Source organism: Pseudomonas sp. PDM01 (assembly GCF_014852325.1).
In the GTDB taxonomy this organism is placed as follows: domain Bacteria; phylum Pseudomonadota; class Gammaproteobacteria; order Pseudomonadales; family Pseudomonadaceae; genus Aquipseudomonas; species Aquipseudomonas migulae.
On the sequence record NZ_JACVBK010000010.1, the window covers coordinates 251,182 to 267,158 of the forward strand.

Consider the following 15,977-nt stretch of genomic DNA (forward strand, 5'->3'; position numbering starts at 1 on the left):
CGGGCGGGCCTCTTCGCGGGCAAGCCTCGCTCCTACAAAGCACCGTGACCCTCTGTAGGAGCGAGGCTTGCCCGCGATGAATGCGCCTCGGTCTCACCGGTCGGGCGCTATCAATTGGCAGAGCTTGGCCGTCGCCTCGATCATCTGCCCACTCGGCCGCTCCAGCCCTTTATCCGTCACCAACCGCAATCGCCCCTGCGCCACCGCCGCCACTTGCGGCCACGCCTTCCACGCCTCCAGCTGCGCCTGATCACTGGCCAGAATCACCTCGGGATTGCGCTGCAACACCGCCTCCACGCTGACTTGCGGCGCCGGCAATGTCAGGTCGGCAAACACATTGCGCGCGCCGCACACGTCCAGCGCATCGCTGATGATCTGCCCGCCACCGACGGTGTACAGCGGACGATCCCAGACCTGATAAAACACCCGCAGCGGTTCATCCCGCCGATAGCGCTGGCGCAGTGCATCGAGGCGCTGACGCAGGTCGCTGGCCAATGACACGCCTCGCTCGGGCCGGCCAAGCTGCGTGGCAATCGCCTCGATTTGCGCGGTCAGTTGGTCAAGAGTGTGGGGGTCGGCGACGTACGTGGGGATGTTCAGGCGCTTGAGTTGTTCACGCTGGGCCGAGCCAACGCTGCCGGGCCAGAGCAGCAACAAATCGGGTTTGAGACTGAGCAACCGCTCCATGTCCAACTGGCCGTAGCGGCCAACGGAAGGCAGGTCTTTGAGTTCAGCAGGACGATCACCGGCATCCAGTACGCCGACCAGAAGATCAGCAGAACCCAGCTCAACGACGATTTCAGAGAGAGACGGCGCAAGGCTGACAACGCGCTCGACCGCAACAGCCGAAGCGCTGACGACCAGCAGCAAAACCGCCAGCCCGATGCGGCGCATCAGCCGAGTTGACGCGGAATACGGTAGAGGTAGAACAGCACGGTGGTCGACAGCGCCAACAGCACCAACGGCACCGCTTCAAGACCGACGAATACGGCCAACGCACCGATCCAGGCCGGTAAACCGGCGGCCAGAAACGCAGTACGGCGCTTGGCAGCCAGGACAATCCACGCGGCGGGCTCTTCAGGGGTATCGAGGGCTTTCTGGGTGGCGATCAGTGCGTGTTTGTAGCCACCGAAAAACTTCAGGCTGACAAACATCGAGGCCACGCCGGCGATGAACAGCGGCATCGCCAGCACCGGCAGGATCGCCTCGCCCTGGCCAAACACGCCGTTGATCACGAACAGCGGCAGCAGGGCCAGCGCCAGGTATTGCCACCAGCTGACGGACAGTCGGCGCCGCACTTGACCGCGGGTCACGCCCGGTCTACCTCACCCTGATGCTCGTTGCCCATCATGTGGTCGAGCTTGCTGGCCTTGGTGGCCAGGTAGAGTTTGTTGTGCGGATTGTGGCCAGTGTGCAGCGGCACGCGCTCGGCGACGACGATGCCCATGTCGGTCAAGGCTTTGACCTTGCGCGGGTTGTTGGTCATCAGGCGCAGGGATTTCACCCCCAGGTGCTCAAGCATCGGCAGGCACATGGCGTAGTCGCGCTGGTCGGCGGCGAAGCCCAGACGCTCGTTGGCTTCAACGGTGTCGGCGCCGCCGTCCTGCAATTCATAGGCGCGGATTTTGTTCAGCAGGCCAATGCCACGGCCTTCCTGACGCAAATACAGCAATACGCCACGACCTTCGCGGGCGATGGCCTGCAAGGCAGCCTCGAGTTGCGAGCCGCAGTCGCAGCGCTGGCTGAACAAGGCATCGCCGGTCAGGCATTCAGAGTGCAAGCGGCCGAGTACCGGGGCACCGTCGTCGAACTCACCGAGGCTCAGTACAACGTGCTCGCGCCCGTTCTCTTCATCGAGAAAGCCATGCATGGTGAATTGCGCAAAAGGCGTTGGCAGCTTGGAAGCGGCGACAAAAACGACAGGCACCGGTGTGCTCCTGATCAATAAGTACTGGAGATTCGCAGACGCGGCATTGTAACAGCAGGTTCCTACAGACGCTTAGGCTGAATTATGGAGCATAACGATCTAAAAGTTTGATCACAGCCCCACATCAGAACCTGTAGGAGCCGGCTTGCCGGCGATAGCGGTGGGTCAGACGATTAATTTAGTGACTGGACGGACGCCATCGCCGGCAAGCCGGCTCCTACAAAGGCCGTGTTCAATTCGGGTCGAACGGATACGGCTGTTTCCAGCGTTCGAAAATCGGTTTCAACTGGCCGTTTTTGACCAGCACGTCCATTCGCTCGTCGAACAGCGCCATCAGTTTTCGTGCCTTGGGCGTATTGGCAAAGCACAGGTACAGCGGCAATTCCGCGATGTGCGTGCGCCGGAACTGGGACGGATCCTTGGTCCAGCGGAGCACGTAATCCACCTCGGTCAGCGCGTCGATGTAGTAGTCGGCACGGTTGTGGGTCAGCATCGACAGAATGCCGGTGCGCCGCATCACCTCGTTATAGCGACGTACGTTGGGCAGGTAGTTCTGGAAGCTGTAACCCCGGACCCAGGCCAGCCGGTAGTTGCCCAGCGTCTGCGGCGTCGGCACCGGATTGCTGGCCAGCCCCAGGGCGTAGATGTGATCGGTGTCGTAATTCCAGCGCGGATACAGCAGGTCGCTGACGTCATCCCGATAACCACCGACACAGGCGTCCACTTCGCCACGCTGCGCCAGGCCGATGGCGCGAATGTAGGGTTCGGTCCGGATATCCAGTTTGACGCCGACCGGTTCGAAGACTTCGCGCAACACGTCCCAACCCAGGCCATGGCCATCGGCGGCGGTGTAGTCTTCCCAGTCTTCGCTGGCCAGATGAATCACCGATGGCGTTGTCACTGCCTCCCCCGCCTGGGCGAGCGAAGCAAACAGTGCGAAACCCATCACAGCCAACCAGCGTCGAGCCATCCTAGTTCCCTGTTCCGCCACTCAGGCGAAAATCCATACCAGCCCCTGCATCGCCAGCCACGCGAACACTCCGGCCAATACGTCGTCGAGCATGATCCCGACACCGCCGTGCACATGCCGGTCAATCCAGTGAATCGGCCACGGCTTGAGGATGTCGAAGAAGCGGAACACCAGAAAACCCGCGAGCAACCAGTACCAGCCTTCCGGCACCAGCCACAGGGTGATCCACATCCCGACCATTTCGTCCCAGACGATGCCTTCGTGGTCGTGCACGCGCAGATCGTCGGCCACTTTGCCGCACAGCCAGAAGCCGAACAGCATGGTGATGCCCAGCATCAGCCAGTAACCCCAGTCGGGCAACATCTGCCACAACGGAATAAAGGGTAGCGCAACTAACGAACCCCAGGTGCCCGGTGCCTTTGGCAAGGTGCCCGAGCCGAAGCCGAACGCCAGGAAATGCCAGGGATTGCGCCAGACCGACGGCGGTACGAATTCCGCCGGAACCTGTTTGGGATGATCTGTCACGGTGTCTCCCGAAAATGTTGATAGCCCCGTGCTTGCGGGGTGATGTCTTGTCCGGCGGCATCCAGCAGCACAACGCCCTGCCCCGTGACCACGCGCCCGATCACATGGATTGGCCAGCCATCTGCCAGCAACCCCGGCAACTCGACGGACGGTAAGGTGAAGGCCAGTACGTAATCGTCACCACCGCTCTGGGCGGCGTGTTCGGCGCCCGATTGACCGAGGAAGGCCACTAGGGCCTTCGACAGCGGCAAGCGGTCCCGCTCAACCTGAATGCCGACCCTCGACGCGAGCGCGATGTGCCCGCAGTCGGCGAGCAAGCCATCGGAGATGTCCAGCGCCGAAGTGGCTTTACCGCGCAACGCCTGGCCCAGCGCGAGTTGCGGCTGTGGCGACCAGTAATGCGCCAGCAGCGGATCGGCGATGGCGGCTTCAGCCGTGCGCTGACCGAGCACCAGCGGCAAGGCACCGGCGGCGTTGCCCAGCTCACCGCCGACACACAGCAGATCGCCTGGTTGCGCACCGCTGCGGGTCAACGCCAAACCACTTGGCACACGCCCGAACACGGTCATGGTCAGGCTCAGTGGCCCACGGGTAGTGTCGCCCCCCACCAACGCGACGCCGCAGTTCTGCGCCATGCGGTTCAAACCACGGGCATAGGCGTCCAGCCAATCGGCGGTTACCGTCGGCAAGGTCAAGGCAAGGGTAAAGGCAACGGGGGTGGCGCCCATGGCCGCCAGATCGCTGACGGCCACGGCCAGCGAACGCTGACCGAGCAGAAACGGGTCGCAGGGGTCTGCGAAATGCACACCGGCCACGAGCGTGTCGGTGGAAATAGCCAGCTGCTCCCCGGGAGGAACAGCGAGCAAGGCGCAGTCATCGCCGATCCCCAGGGCAACGCCTTCGCCGCCCTGCGCACAAGGCGCGGCGGCGAAGAAATTGCGGATCAGCTCAAACTCGCCCATGGCTGAGACAAAGAGTTCAAGCGCCAATCAGCGCTTGAACGCCTTCACTTCAGCTTCACGCAGACGCGGGGCCAGCTTGTCGAGTACACCGTTGACGAACTTGTGGCCGTCGGTGGAACCGAAGACCTTCGCCAGTTCGATACCTTCGTTGATCACAACGCGGTAAGGCACGTCGACACGCTCGAGCAGTTCCCAGGTGGACAGGCGCAATACCGCCAGTTCAACCGGGTCCAGCTCTTCGATGGTCAGGTCCAGGCAAGGTGTCAGTGCGGCGTCGATACGGTCTTTCTGCGCGGGAACCCCATGCAGGATTTCACGGAAGTAGGCGCCGTCGACATCGCTGAAATCGTTATCGACCCGGAACTGCGCTTCGATCTCGTTCAGCGATTGCCTGGCCATGTGCCATTGGTACAGCGCCTGAGTCGCGAGCTGACGGGCTTCGCGACGCTTGACGCTTTTCGATGGCTTGCCGGCATCCGCAGGCTTTGGATCGCGCGGGTTGAAACGATCGCTTTCGTCGCTAATCACTTGGCCTCCAACTGCGCCAGCAGGCTGACCATTTCCAGAGCGGACAGGGCAGCTTCGGCACCTTTGTTACCGGCCTTGGTGCCGGAACGTTCGATGGCTTGCTCGATGGAATCAACGGTCAGGACGCCGAAGGCAACCGGAACGCCGAACTCCATGGACACCTGGGCCAGGCCCTTGGTGCATTCGCCCGCCACGTATTCGAAGTGCGGAGTACCGCCACGAATGACCGCGCCCAGAGCGATGATGGCTGCGAACTCGCCCTTCTGAGCGACTTTCTGCGCAACCAGCGGGATTTCGAAGGCGCCAGGTGCGCGGATGATGGTGATGTCGCTTTCGCTCACGCCATGGCGAACCAGGGCATCAACTGCACCGCTGACCAGGCTTTCAACAACGAAGCTGTTGAAACGGCCCACTACCAAAGCGTAGCGGCCTTTAGGGGCGATGAAGGTACCTTCGATGGTCTTCAGGGTCATTCGTTAGTTCTCTTAAAGAGCCGGGACGCGTCTTCTACGCGTCCCTCAGTGATATTTGAACCGCGAATACAGGGCCGGGAACAACCGGTCATTATTCGGAGGGCACGTATTCTACAACTTCCAGATCGAAACCGGATATCGCATTAAATTTCATTGGCGCAGACATCAGGCGCATTTTGCGCACGCCCAGGTCCCGAAGGATCTGCGAACCGGCACCGACGATGCTGTAGGTGGTCGGTTTTTTCACGGCTGCGTGATCGGCGGTTTCGCGGATGTGCGCCAGCAACACGTCGCCATCGAGCGGGTGACCGAGCAACAGCACCACGCCGCTGCCAGCCTCGGCAACCGCGGCCATGGCGGCGCGCAGGCTCCAGCGGCCAGGCTGCTTGACCATCAACAGGTCGCGCAGCGGGTCCATGTTGTGCACGCGAACCAGGGTCGGTTCTTCGGCGCACACGGTGCCCAGGGTCAGTGCCATGTGCACGTCGCCTTCCACGGAATCACGATAGGTCACCAGGTTGAATTGGCCCAGTTCGCTGTCCAGTGGCTGCTCGGCAATCCGCTGAACGGTACGTTCGTGGATCATCCGGTAGTGAATCAGGTCGGCGATGGTGCCGATCTTGATGTTGTGCTCGGCGGCGAAAGCTTCCAGTTCGGCGCGACGGGACATGGTGCCGTCGTCGTTCATCACTTCGCAGATCACGCCGCTCGGCTCGAAACCGGCCATGCGCGCGAGGTCGCAGGCGGCTTCAGTGTGGCCGGCGCGAGCCAGGGTGCCACCGGCCTGGGCCATCAGCGGGAAGATGTGGCCGGGGCTGACGATGTCTTCAGCCTTGGCGTCTTTCGCGGCAGCGGCCTGCACAGTGCGCGCACGGTCGGCGGCGGAGATGCCGGTGGTCACGCCGGTGGCCGCTTCGATGGACACGGTGAACTTGGTGCCGAAACCGGAACCGTTGCGTGGCGCCATCAACGGCAGCTTCAGCGTTTCGCAGCGCTCGCGGCTCATCGGCATGCAGATCAGGCCACGGGCGTGCTTGGCCATGAAATTGATGTGTTCGGCCTGGCAGCACTCGGCGGCCATGATCAGGTCGCCTTCGTTCTCGCGGTCTTCGTCATCCATGAGGATGACCATCTTGCCTTGGCGGATGTCTTCAACCAGTTCTTCGATGCTATTGAGCGCCACAAGGCACCCCCATTCTTTTAGAAATTGAGTTTCAGGATTTGAGGTAGCCGTTCTCGGCCAGAAAGCTTTCGGTAATGTTACTGGAGGTTGGCTCTGCGGCCTTGTCGCCCAGCAACAGGCGCTCCAGGTAACGGGCCAGCAAGTCCACTTCCAGATTCACCCGGCGACCCGGCTGGTACGACGCCATGATGGTTTCGCTCAGGGTGTGCGGAATGATCGTCAGCAGGAACTCGGCGCCATCGACCGCGTTCACGGTCAGGCTGGTGCCGTCGACGGTGATCGAGCCTTTGTGGGCGATGTACTTGGCCAGTTCTTTCGGTGCACGGATGCGGAATTCCACGGCACGTGCGTTCTCGGTGCGGGCAACCACTTCGCCCACGCCATCGACATGACCGCTGACCAGGTGCCCGCCGAGGCGAGTAGTCGGGGTCAGGGCTTTTTCCAGATTGACCGGGCTGCCGCTTTTCAGGTCGTTCATGGCGGTGCAGTCGAGGGTTTCGCGACTGACGTCCGCGGCAAAGCCGTTGCCTGGCAGCTCAACGGCCGTCAGGCACACGCCGTTGACCGCGATGCTGTCGCCCAGTTTGACGTCGCTCAGATCGAGCTTGCCGGTTTCTACATGGACCCGCACATCTCCGCCTTTTGGGGTCAATGCACGAATACTGCCGATGGATTCGATGATGCCGGTAAACATGAAGTCCTCCTCGAGAACAGGGCCGTCGCGTGGCGCAGGCCCGGAATTATACGCTCGCCGATGGCGCAGGAATGGCAATGACTCGCCAGTCATCGCCAACCGCGCGGATTTCAGTGATTTTGAGCTCGGGCGCGTCTTTCATCTGCGCCAGCGGCCAGTCGAGCAATGGTCGGGCCGAAGAGCCAAGGAACTTGCCGGCGATGAAAATCTGGAATTCGTCCACCAGACCTTGCTGGGCAAAGGCCCCGGCCAGACGTGGACCGGCCTCGACCAGCACTTCGTTGACGCCGCGATTGGCCAGTTCGACCAGCAACTTGCGCAGGTCAACCAAGCCATCGTCGCCGGCCACGATCAGGCATTCCGGGCCGTTGGCGTATTGTTCTTCAATCGCCATGCAGGTGGCGACCAGCGCCGGGCCGGCCTTGAAGAATGGCGCATCCAGCGGCACGCGCAGGCGGCCATCGATTAAAACGCGCAGCGGCGGACGGCTCATTGCCAATGCGGTTTGCTCGGCGTCCAGCCCCAACTCGTCAGCGCGCACGGTCAAACGGGCGTTATCCGCCAGCACCGTGTCGGCGCCGGTCAGCACCACGCTGGCCTGGGCGCGCAGGCGTTGAACCGCCGAACGTGCGGCCGGGCCGGTGATCCATTGGCTTTCGCCGCTTTCCATCGCTGTGCGACCGTCGAGGCTCATGGCCAACTTGACCCGCACGAACGGCAAGCCATGTTCCATGCGTTTAAGGAAGCCTTGATTGAGCTTGCGTGCCTCGCCTTCCAGCACACCGCTTTCGATGGCAATGCCGGCCTGAGCCAGGCGCTGCATGCCACGACCGGCCACCGACGGGTTCGGGTCCTGCATCGCCGCGACGACGCGTGCGAGGCCGGCATTCACCAGCGCATCGGCGCAAGGCGGCGTGCGGCCGTGGTGGCTGCACGGTTCGAGGGTCACGTAAGCGGTGGCTCCACGGGCCTTTTCGCCCGCAGCGCGCAGCGCGTGGACTTCGGCGTGGGGTTCGCCGGTGCGCTCGTGCCAGCCTTCGCCGACAATCTGCCCGTCCTTCACGATCACGCAGCCAACACGCGGGTTGGGATGCGTCGTGTAATGGCCTTTGCGCGCCAGTTCCAGGGCGCGCGCCATGTAATGGGCGTCGAGGATGGCAAGCTCTGTGGAGGTGGTCATTCTTTCACCGGCTCACGGGCCAGGCGATCGATCTCTTCGCGGAACTCGTTGAGGTCCTGGAAGCGCCGATACACGGAGGCGAAACGAATGTAGGCGACTTCATCGAGCTTTTGCAGCTCGGCCATCACCAGTTCACCGACCACGAGGGACTTGACCTCGCGCTCGCCGGTGGCGCGCAGCTTGTGTTTGATGTGCACCAGCGACGATTCGAGGCGCTCGACACTCACCGGGCGCTTCTCCAGCGCACGCTGCATGCCGGCGCGGAGTTTTTCTTCGTCGAACGGCTGGCGGCTGCCGTCGGTTTTGATCAGGCGCGGCAACACCAGTTCAGCGGTTTCGAACGTCGTGAAACGCTCGCCGCAGGCCAGGCATTCGCGCCGGCGGCGCACCTGTTCGCCCTCGGCGACCAGACGCGAGTCGATGACCTTGGTGTCGTTGGCACCGCAGAAGGGACAGTGCATGGTGGCAGGCAACAAAAAAAGGGAGGGCCATGGTAGCGCATCCCGGTGGCAAGACAAGCCATAGGGTTTGCGGTATACAGACTGGCTATAGAGAATGATCCATGGATTTCACCTTGCTGGAGCCGCAAATGTCACTCAGACCGCTCGTATTGCTCAGCCTTTTCAGCCTGTTGGTGGCCTGCAGCAGCGATGCACCCAAGCCCCAGCCGCCTACGCCCGGCCCCGCTCCACAGGCGGCGCAGAAAAAAGCCCGCGAGTCCGCCAACCTCGGTCCGTTGCCCGCTTATCAGCGTGAATTGAGCGGCACCTTGCAAGGTGTGCCGGCCGGTGCCGAAGTCGAATTGGCGCTGCTGGTGATCGATGAAAAGGATCGCCCGCAACAATTGCTCGCCAGCTCCAGCCTGATCGGCACCAATCAGGTATTGCCGTTTCACCTGCGCTTCAACCCGGATTCGTTTCCGGCCGGTGCCCGCGTGGAACTGCGGGGCCGCGCCAGCCAGTCCGGCCAGCTGATTCTGCACCTGCCGTCGCAAGTCATCACCCAGCCGACGACCCAGGCCTTGGGTCAACTGCAATTCGTCAAAGCGCCATGATTGCACCGCTCGACCTGCAACAGGCGTTGGGGGAGTTATTGGGCGATGCACAACTTGTCCCGGTCGCCTTGCCCGATACCGCCCTGAAACTCTGGCTGATCGACGGCGACAACATGGACCGCGCCTTCAGCCCGGAAGAAACCCGGCGGATTCTGCATGAACCGCCGTACTGGAGTTTCTGCTGGGCCAGCGGGTTGTCGATGGCCCGCTACCTCGCTGAATTCCCCGAGTGGGTCAAAGGCAAACGCGTGCTGGATTTTGGTGCCGGTTCCGGCGTCGCGGGGATTGCCGCGGTAAAGGCCGGGGCGCTGGAAGTGGTGGCGTGTGACCTGGACCCGCTGGCGATTGCCGCCTGTCGGGCGAATGCCGAACTCAATGAAGTGGAACTGAGTTACTCGACGGACTTTTTCGCCGAGGCGGATCGCTTTGATCTGATCCTGGTGGCCGACGTGCTGTACGACCGGGAGAATCTGCCGCTGCTCGATGAGTTTTTGAGTCGCGGCCGAGAGGCACTGGTGGCGGATTCGCGGGTGAGGGATTTTCGTCATCCGCTGTATCAACGCATCGAAATGCTCGAAGCGATGACCTTGCCGGATCTGGCCGAGCCGGAAGAGTTTCGGTATGTGAGCCTGTATCACGCGCGGCGCGCTTAAAAGCTTCGCGGGCAAGCCTCGCTCCTACAGGTTTAGTGCCGCTCTTAATAACGACGCGGACCTGTAGGAGCGAGGCTTGCCCGCGAAGGCCATCTGTCAGACTGCGCACACTTTCAGCCACCCCCCGCCAAGCCGTATAGTTGCCCCATTCACGCTTTTACGAGATCCCCCATGAGTCAGCAAACGCCGTACATCTTCGACGCCACGACTGCCGATTTCGACCAGTCGGTGATCGAGAACTCTTTCCACAAACCGGTGCTGGTGGATTTCTGGGCCGAATGGTGTGCGCCCTGCAAAGTGCTGATGCCGATGCTGCAGACCATCGCCGAGAGCTATCAGGGCGAGTTGCTGCTGGCCAAGGTCAACTGCGATCTGGAACAAGACATCGTCGCTCGCTTCGGCATCCGCAGCTTGCCGACCGTGGTGTTGTTCAAGGATGGCCAGCCAGTGGACGGTTTTGCCGGTGCGCAGCCGGAATCCGCCGTCCGCGCCATGCTGGAGCCTCACGTACAAATGCCGCCACCGGCGGCGGCTGATCCGTTTGAACAGGCTCAGGCGCTGTTTGACGAGAGCCGTTTCGCTGACGCAGAAGCCATTCTCAAAGTGCTGCTGGGCGAAGACAACACCAACGCCAAAGCGCTGATTCTGTATGCCCGTTGCTTGACAGAGCGGGGTGAGCTGGGTGAAGCGCAAATCGTGCTCGACGCGGTGAAAAGCGATGAACACAAGGCTGCATTGGCCGGTGCAAAAGCGCAGATCCAGTTTCTCGGCCAGGCCAAGGACTTGCCGGATGCCGCCGACCTGAAGGCGCGCCTGGCGAAGAATCCGCAGGACGATGAAGCGGTGTATCAACTGGCGATCCAGCAACTGGCCCGTCAGCAGTACGATGCGGCGCTGGATGCATTGCTCAAGCTGTTCGTGCGTAACCGCAGCTACAGCGAAGGCTTGCCGCACAAGACGTTGCTGCAAGTGTTCGAATTGCTGGGCAATGATCACCCGTTGGTGACAACGTATCGCCGCAAGTTGTTTGCTGCGCTGTACTGACAGACCGCGTCATCGTTCATCGCCAGCAAGCTGGCTCCTACAGGATTTGCACGGACCTGTAGGAGCCTGCTTGCCGGCGATGGCGGCCGCACAAACAACGCATTTCTACAGCCAGCGATACAGCGGCGTATCTCCGCCACTCTCCACCTTCACCTCCGCGCTATGCCGCAACCGCACCAGCAGGCGCTTGCCCGACGCTGCGTTGCCAGTCAAACCTTCCAATTGCTCCAGCAAATCCGGCCCGCTCAGTTGCCCGGCCTTGCGCAGCAGATCCTTTGCGACCTGCCACTGCGCATCATCCTGATTCACCGGTTTGGCCGGCGCTGCACTGACCTCTGGCTTGACCACTTGCACCTGCGCGCCGAGCCGCGCCCAGTCAGCGTCGTCCATCTCCAGGGTCAAATCCACCGGCCAGTCGCCGATGCTTCCGCGTATACGCAACATGGTTTCGCTCCCGCACATTTCTGACCTGCATGCTCCCATGGGACTTGTGCAACGCCAAGTAGCCGGTCAAACTCCTCTCACTTACGTTATAAGATTACATAACAAATTCTTCATTTTACTTTTCGGAGACCCGCTATGCGCCGTCTGCTGCTCGCTTTGCCGTTTGCCCTGTTGCCGCTGGCCATCGCCCATGCCGCCGATGAGCATGATCACGACCATGAACACGGCAGCCTCGGTGCCCACGAACACGGTGTCGGTCGCCTGAACGCAGCGCTGGACGGTCAGACCCTGGAGCTGGAACTGGAAAGCCCGGCGATGAACCTGGTGGGTTTCGAACACGCGGCTGCCAGCGACGCCGACAAAGCCAAAGTCGCCGCCGCCCGTGCGCAACTTGAAAAACCGCTGGCCCTGTTCAGCCTGCCGAAAGCGGCGGGTTGCGTGGTCGCGACTCAGGAGCTGGAAAGCCCGCTGTTCGGTGACAAGCCGGATGCCGATGATGATCATGACGACGATGCCAAAGACGAGCATCACCACGACCACAGCGAAATCCACGCTCATTACCAGTTCACCTGCGCGACGCCGGGCGCACTGAAAACCCTGGACCTGGCAAACCTCTTCAACACGTTCCCGGCGACCCAGAAAATTCAGGTACAACTGATCAGCCCGAGCGGGCAGCAAGGGGTAGAAGTGACGGCCAAGGCGGCCGCCCTGAAATTCTGATCCACCACCACCCCCTGTAGGAGCGAGGCTTGCCCGCGAAGGCGTCCTGACCGTCGACCTCTATGTTGAACGTGATGGCCTCTTCGCGGGCAAGCCTCGCTCCTACAAAGTGTTCACCTATTACCTGACCGGCTTCACATGACCCAAGCACTCATCGAACTGTCCGACCTGGGCTTCAGTTGGCCCGGTCACCCGCCGCTGCTGGACATCCCGGCCTTTCGCCTGGAACCGGGTGAAACCCTGTTCCTCAAAGGCCCCAGCGGCAGCGGCAAGACCACCCTGCTCGGCCTGCTCGGTGGCGTGCAAAAGCCCGATCGCGGCAGCATTCGCCTGCTCGGCCAGGAACTGACCGAACTCGGTGCCGGGGCGCGTGATCGCTTTCGCGTCGATCACACCGGCTACATCTTCCAGCAGTTCAACCTGCTGCCGTTTCTCTCGGTGCGCGAGAACGTCGAACTGCCCTGCCACTTCTCCAGGCTGCGCGCCGAACGGGCGATCCAGCGCCATGGCAGCGTCGATCAGGCGGCGGCAACCTTGCTCGCTCATTTGGGTTTGAAGGATGAAAGCATCCTCGGTCGCCGCGCCGACTCGCTGTCCATCGGCCAACAGCAACGCGTCGCCGCCGCACGCGCGTTGATCGGTCAGCCGGAGCTGGTGATCGCCGACGAACCGACTTCTGCTCTGGATTACGACGCCCGCGAAAACTTCATTCGCCTGTTGTTCGCCGAATGCCGCGAAGCCGGGTCGAGCCTGTTGTTCGTCAGCCACGACCAAAGCCTCGCGCCGCTGTTCGATCGCAACCTGTCGCTGGCCGAACTCAATCGCGCCGCCACGCCTGCAGAGGTTTGAGATGTATTTGTTTCGTCTAGCCATGGCCAGCCTGGCTAACCGCCGCTTCACCGCGATCCTGACCGCGTTCGCCATCGCCCTGTCGGTCTGCCTGCTGTTGGCCGTGGAGCGCGTGCGCACCGAAGCCAAGGCCAGTTTTGCCAGCACCATCAGCGGCACCGACCTGATCGTCGGCGCCCGCTCCGGTTCAGTGAACCTGCTGCTGTACTCGGTGTTCCGCATCGGCAATGCCACCAACAACATCCGCTGGGACAGCTTCGAGCACTTCGCCAACAACCCGAAAGTGAAGTGGGCGATCCCGATGTCGCTGGGCGATTCCCATCGCGGTTATCGGGTGATGGGCACCACCGAGGCGTACTTCGAGCATTACCAGTACGGTCATCAACAACACCTGGAACTGGCTGACGGTCGCGCCTTCGCCACCGATCCGTTCGAAGTGGTGCTCGGCGCCGAAGTGGCCGATGCACTGCACTACAAACTCGGCGATAAACTGGTGCTGGCCCACGGCGTGGCGGTGATCAGCCTGGTCAAGCACGACGACAAACCGTTCACCGTGGTCGGCATTCTCAAACGCACCGGCACCCCGGTGGACCGTACATTGCACATCAGCCTCGGAGGCATGGAAGCGATTCACATCGACTGGCACAACGGCGTGCCGGCGCGCGGCAACGGTCGGATCAGTGCTGATCAGGCACGCAACATGGACCTGACGCCGCAAGCGATCACCGCGTTCATGCTGGGCCTCAACAGCAAGATTTCGACCTTTGCCCTGCAGCGCGAAATCAACGAATTCCGTGGCGAACCGATGCTGGCGATCCTGCCGGGCGTGGCGCTGCAAGAGTTGTGGGGTTTGATGAGCACCGCAGAAAAAGCCTTGTTCGTGGTCTCGCTGTTTGTGGTGCTGACCGGGTTGATCGGCATGCTCACGGCGATTCTCACCAGCCTCAATGAACGTCGGCGCGAGATGGCGATTCTGCGTTCGGTGGGTGCGCGGCCATGGCATATCGCGACGTTGCTGGTGCTGGAGGCGTTCGCCCTGGCGCTGTCGGGCGTGATCGCTGGCGTGGCCCTGCTTTATGTGGGCATCGCTGCTGCGCAAGGCTACGTGCAGGCCAATTACGGTCTGTTTCTGCCGCTGGCGTGGCCCAGCGAATATGAATGGACGCTGCTCGGTGGCATCCTGATCGCCGCGCTGCTGATGGGCAGCGTGCCGGCGTGGCGCGCGTATCGCCAATCCCTGGCCGATGGCCTGTCGATCCGACTATGAGGACGTTAATGATGCCCCGCGCTTTGCTTGCGCTGTTGATGCTGGTTGCCTTGCCGCTGTGGGCCGCCGAGCCGAAAGAGCTGACCTGGTCGGAAATGATCCCGCCGGACGCCGCGCCGGAAGTGCCGAACATGACACCCCTGCACGACCTCTCGCAGATGGGCAGCGCGCTGTCCGCCGAGTCGGCGCCAGCCGCGAAACAGGACATGCCCAATGCACCGGTGGTGAAGAGCCTCGACGGTCAGAGCATCCGCCTGCCGGGCTACATCGTGCCGCTGGAAGTGAGTGAAGAAGGCCGCACTACAGAGTTTCTGCTGGTGCCGTATTTCGGCGCCTGCATCCATGTACCGCCACCGCCGTCGAACCAGATCGTGCATGTGAAAAGCGAAGTCGGCGTGAAGCTGGACGAGCTGTATCAGCCTTATTGGATCGAGGGGGCGTTGCAGGTTAAAGCGTCGACCAGTGAGTTGGCGGATGCCGGGTATCAGATGGAGGCGGACAAGATTTATATCTATGAATTGCCGGAGTGAATCTGGTGTTCGTATGTTGATTTGAAGGGCGCCTTCGCGGGCAAGCCTCGCTCCTACAGGTCCTGCGCTAACCCGTAGGAGCGAGGCTTGCCCGCGAAGGCATCCTCAAAGGTTCCGCAAAAAAACGGGCCATCACTGTTTCATTGAGCTGAGTCAAAAGACCGGACCAGACCGCTCCGTACCATTGGACATCGAACATTTTTAACGTCCTCTGGAGCCTCCATGCACAAGTCCTTGCTCAGCGCCTCGCTGTTTGCCCTCGCGCTCGCAGCCCCGCTCGCCCACGCCCACGAAGCCGGCGACATCCTCCTTCGTGCCGGTGCAATCACCGTCAACCCGAAAGCCGACAGCTCCGACGTCAAAGTCGATCAAGGCCCGCTGGCAGGCACCAATCTGGGTGGCAAGGCCACCATGAGCAGCGACACCCAACTGGGTCTGAACTTCGCTTACATGCTCAACAGCCACTGGGGCATCGAGCTGCTCGCGGCCACGCCATTCGAACATGACGTGAAGCTCAAAGGCACCGTCCTGGGTGCGGCCAACGGCAAACTCGGCAGCCTGAAACACCTGCCGCCGACCTTGAGCGTCGTCTACTACCCACTGGACGGCAAGTCTGCATTCCAACCGTACGTTGGCGCCGGTATCAACTACACCTGGATCTACGACGAGCACGTCGGCAGCGAGGCCAGCGCCAATGGCTTCAGCAACTTCAAGGCAGACAACTCCTGGGGCATGGCGTTTCAGGTCGGTGCCGACTACATGATCACCGACAACATCATGCTCAACGCCCAAGTGCGTTACATCGACATCGATACCACCGCCACCGTGGAAAACAACGCCGTGGCACAGGGCACCCGTGCCAAGGTCGATGTCGACGTGGACCCGTTCATCTACATGGTGGGCCTGGGTTACAAGTTCTAACGAGCAAACATGTGGTGGTGTTTGAACGCTGTCAATGAAGTTGAAAAACCTGT

General features: G+C 61.7%; 21 protein-coding genes. 8 read left to right on the forward strand and 13 right to left on the reverse strand.

Annotated features, from left to right (window positions below):
* Positions 1-93 precede the first annotated feature (93 nt).
* From IB246_RS24580 to nrdR, 12 genes are all read right to left on the reverse strand, one after another.
* The gene (locus IB246_RS24580) at positions 94-894 is read right to left on the reverse strand and encodes a cobalamin-binding protein (RefSeq protein ID WP_008042964.1); all 801 of its coding nucleotides are present in this window, start codon (positions 892-894) and stop codon (positions 94-96) included.
* On the reverse strand, positions 894-1,313 hold the full coding sequence (locus IB246_RS24585; RefSeq protein ID WP_008033728.1) for a hypothetical protein: 420 nt from the start codon (positions 1,311-1,313) through the stop codon (positions 894-896). The genes IB246_RS24580 and IB246_RS24585 overlap by 1 nt, the downstream gene beginning before the upstream one ends.
* Complete coding sequence (gene ribA, locus IB246_RS24590; RefSeq protein WP_008033730.1) at positions 1,310-1,927, reverse strand: GTP cyclohydrolase II; 618 nt, start codon at positions 1,925-1,927, stop codon at positions 1,310-1,312. The genes IB246_RS24585 and ribA overlap by 4 nt, the downstream gene beginning before the upstream one ends.
* Positions 1,928-2,159: 232 nt before the next feature.
* Entirely contained in the window at positions 2,160-2,897 is a 738-nt protein-coding gene (locus IB246_RS24595; RefSeq protein ID WP_008042959.1) for a substrate-binding periplasmic protein, read from the reverse strand.
* Positions 2,898-2,918: 21 nt separating this feature from the next.
* On the reverse strand, positions 2,919-3,422 hold the full coding sequence (locus IB246_RS24600; protein ID WP_008033735.1) for a phosphatidylglycerophosphatase A: 504 nt from the start codon (positions 3,420-3,422) through the stop codon (positions 2,919-2,921).
* The gene (gene thiL / locus IB246_RS24605; protein WP_008042956.1) at positions 3,419-4,384 is read right to left on the reverse strand and encodes a thiamine-phosphate kinase; all 966 of its coding nucleotides are present in this window, start codon (positions 4,382-4,384) and stop codon (positions 3,419-3,421) included. The genes IB246_RS24600 and thiL overlap by 4 nt, the downstream gene beginning before the upstream one ends.
* 27 nt (positions 4,385-4,411) lie before the next feature.
* Positions 4,412-4,912 (reverse strand): transcription antitermination factor NusB, encoded by a 501-nt coding sequence (gene nusB / locus IB246_RS24610; protein WP_008042952.1) that lies wholly within the window; start codon positions 4,910-4,912, stop codon positions 4,412-4,414.
* Positions 4,909-5,385 (reverse strand): 6,7-dimethyl-8-ribityllumazine synthase, encoded by a 477-nt coding sequence (gene ribE / locus IB246_RS24615; RefSeq protein WP_003228649.1) that lies wholly within the window; start codon positions 5,383-5,385, stop codon positions 4,909-4,911. The genes nusB and ribE overlap by 4 nt, the downstream gene beginning before the upstream one ends.
* A 91-nt stretch (positions 5,386-5,476) precedes the next feature.
* On the reverse strand, positions 5,477-6,568 hold the full coding sequence (gene ribBA / locus IB246_RS24620; RefSeq protein ID WP_008033745.1) for a bifunctional 3,4-dihydroxy-2-butanone-4-phosphate synthase/GTP cyclohydrolase II: 1,092 nt from the start codon (positions 6,566-6,568) through the stop codon (positions 5,477-5,479).
* Between the two features lie 31 nt (positions 6,569-6,599).
* A complete protein-coding gene (locus IB246_RS24625) occupies positions 6,600-7,262 on the reverse strand; it encodes a riboflavin synthase (protein ID WP_008042951.1) in 663 nt (220 codons plus the stop codon).
* A gap of 46 nt (positions 7,263-7,308) precedes the next feature.
* Positions 7,309-8,442 (reverse strand): bifunctional diaminohydroxyphosphoribosylaminopyrimidine deaminase/5-amino-6-(5-phosphoribosylamino)uracil reductase RibD, encoded by a 1,134-nt coding sequence (gene ribD, locus IB246_RS24630; RefSeq protein WP_008042947.1) that lies wholly within the window; start codon positions 8,440-8,442, stop codon positions 7,309-7,311.
* Entirely contained in the window at positions 8,439-8,903 is a 465-nt protein-coding gene (gene nrdR, locus IB246_RS24635; RefSeq protein ID WP_003228656.1) for a transcriptional regulator NrdR, read from the reverse strand. Before nrdR ends, ribD begins: the two co-directional genes overlap by 4 nt.
* Positions 8,904-9,031: 128 nt before the next feature.
* On the opposite strand from nrdR, the gene IB246_RS24640 reads away from it, so the two are divergent.
* The 3 genes from IB246_RS24640 to trxA all read left to right on the forward strand — a co-directional run bounded on the left by IB246_RS24640 (position 9,032) and on the right by trxA (position 11,193).
* Positions 9,032-9,496 carry a YbaY family lipoprotein gene (locus tag IB246_RS24640; RefSeq protein ID WP_032832770.1) on the forward strand — a complete coding sequence of 155 codons (465 nt, stop codon included), beginning with the start codon at positions 9,032-9,034 and terminating at the stop codon, positions 9,494-9,496.
* Complete coding sequence (locus IB246_RS24645; RefSeq protein WP_008042945.1) at positions 9,493-10,149, forward strand: class I SAM-dependent methyltransferase; 657 nt, start codon at positions 9,493-9,495, stop codon at positions 10,147-10,149. Before IB246_RS24640 ends, IB246_RS24645 begins: the two co-directional genes overlap by 4 nt.
* Positions 10,150-10,320: 171 nt before the next feature.
* The gene (gene trxA / locus IB246_RS24650; RefSeq protein WP_008042944.1) at positions 10,321-11,193 is read left to right on the forward strand and encodes a thioredoxin; all 873 of its coding nucleotides are present in this window, start codon (positions 10,321-10,323) and stop codon (positions 11,191-11,193) included.
* 105 nt (positions 11,194-11,298) lie between these two features.
* Here the strand turns inward: trxA and IB246_RS24655 are convergent, their stop codons facing one another.
* Positions 11,299-11,637 (reverse strand): hypothetical protein, encoded by a 339-nt coding sequence (locus tag IB246_RS24655; RefSeq protein ID WP_008042942.1) that lies wholly within the window; start codon positions 11,635-11,637, stop codon positions 11,299-11,301.
* 135 nt (positions 11,638-11,772) lie between these two features.
* Between IB246_RS24655 and IB246_RS24660 the strand changes: the two genes are divergently transcribed.
* The 5 genes from IB246_RS24660 (at position 11,773) to IB246_RS24680 (ending at position 15,924) form a co-directional block, all read left to right on the forward strand.
* A complete protein-coding gene (locus IB246_RS24660; RefSeq protein WP_008042940.1) occupies positions 11,773-12,357 on the forward strand; it encodes a DUF2796 domain-containing protein in 585 nt (194 codons plus the stop codon).
* 138 nt (positions 12,358-12,495) lie between these two features.
* Positions 12,496-13,206, forward strand: coding sequence for an ABC transporter ATP-binding protein (locus IB246_RS24665; RefSeq protein WP_008033756.1), 711 nt, complete (start codon positions 12,496-12,498; stop codon positions 13,204-13,206).
* 1 nt (position 13,207) lies between these two features.
* Positions 13,208-14,473, forward strand: a complete 1,266-nt coding sequence (locus tag IB246_RS24670) for an ABC transporter permease (RefSeq protein WP_008042938.1) — start codon at positions 13,208-13,210, stop codon at positions 14,471-14,473.
* 11 nt (positions 14,474-14,484) lie between these two features.
* Positions 14,485-15,003, forward strand: a complete 519-nt coding sequence (locus IB246_RS24675) for a DUF3299 domain-containing protein (RefSeq protein WP_032829112.1) — start codon at positions 14,485-14,487, stop codon at positions 15,001-15,003.
* A gap of 222 nt (positions 15,004-15,225) precedes the next feature.
* On the forward strand, positions 15,226-15,924 hold the full coding sequence (locus tag IB246_RS24680; protein ID WP_008042936.1) for an OmpW/AlkL family protein: 699 nt from the start codon (positions 15,226-15,228) through the stop codon (positions 15,922-15,924).
* Positions 15,925-15,977: the final 53 nt, after the last annotated feature.

Coding starts and splice junctions, on each gene's coding strand:
- IB246_RS24580 (WP_008042964.1), bottom strand. CDS start 894: ATGCGCCGCATCGGGCTGGCGGTTTTGCTGCTGGTCGTCAGCGCTTCG.
- IB246_RS24595 (WP_008042959.1), bottom strand. CDS start 2,897: ATGGCTCGACGCTGGTTGGCTGTGATGGGTTTCGCACTGTTTGCTTCG.
- thiL (WP_008042956.1), bottom strand. CDS start 4,384: ATGGGCGAGTTTGAGCTGATCCGCAATTTCTTCGCCGCCGCGCCTTGT.
- ribE (WP_003228649.1), bottom strand. CDS start 5,385: ATGACCCTGAAGACCATCGAAGGTACCTTCATCGCCCCTAAAGGCCGC.
- IB246_RS24625 (WP_008042951.1), bottom strand. CDS start 7,262: ATGTTTACCGGCATCATCGAATCCATCGGCAGTATTCGTGCATTGACC.
- ribD (WP_008042947.1), bottom strand. CDS start 8,442: ATGACCACCTCCACAGAGCTTGCCATCCTCGACGCCCATTACATGGCG.
- nrdR (WP_003228656.1), bottom strand. CDS start 8,903: ATGCACTGTCCCTTCTGCGGTGCCAACGACACCAAGGTCATCGACTCG.
- IB246_RS24640 (WP_032832770.1), top strand. CDS start 9,032: ATGTCACTCAGACCGCTCGTATTGCTCAGCCTTTTCAGCCTGTTGGTG.
- IB246_RS24645 (WP_008042945.1), top strand. CDS start 9,493: ATGATTGCACCGCTCGACCTGCAACAGGCGTTGGGGGAGTTATTGGGC.
- trxA (WP_008042944.1), top strand. CDS start 10,321: ATGAGTCAGCAAACGCCGTACATCTTCGACGCCACGACTGCCGATTTC.
- IB246_RS24655 (WP_008042942.1), bottom strand. CDS start 11,637: ATGTTGCGTATACGCGGAAGCATCGGCGACTGGCCGGTGGATTTGACC.
- IB246_RS24660 (WP_008042940.1), top strand. CDS start 11,773: ATGCGCCGTCTGCTGCTCGCTTTGCCGTTTGCCCTGTTGCCGCTGGCC.
- IB246_RS24665 (WP_008033756.1), top strand. CDS start 12,496: ATGACCCAAGCACTCATCGAACTGTCCGACCTGGGCTTCAGTTGGCCC.
- IB246_RS24670 (WP_008042938.1), top strand. CDS start 13,208: ATGTATTTGTTTCGTCTAGCCATGGCCAGCCTGGCTAACCGCCGCTTC.
- IB246_RS24675 (WP_032829112.1), top strand. CDS start 14,485: ATGCCCCGCGCTTTGCTTGCGCTGTTGATGCTGGTTGCCTTGCCGCTG.
- IB246_RS24680 (WP_008042936.1), top strand. CDS start 15,226: ATGCACAAGTCCTTGCTCAGCGCCTCGCTGTTTGCCCTCGCGCTCGCA.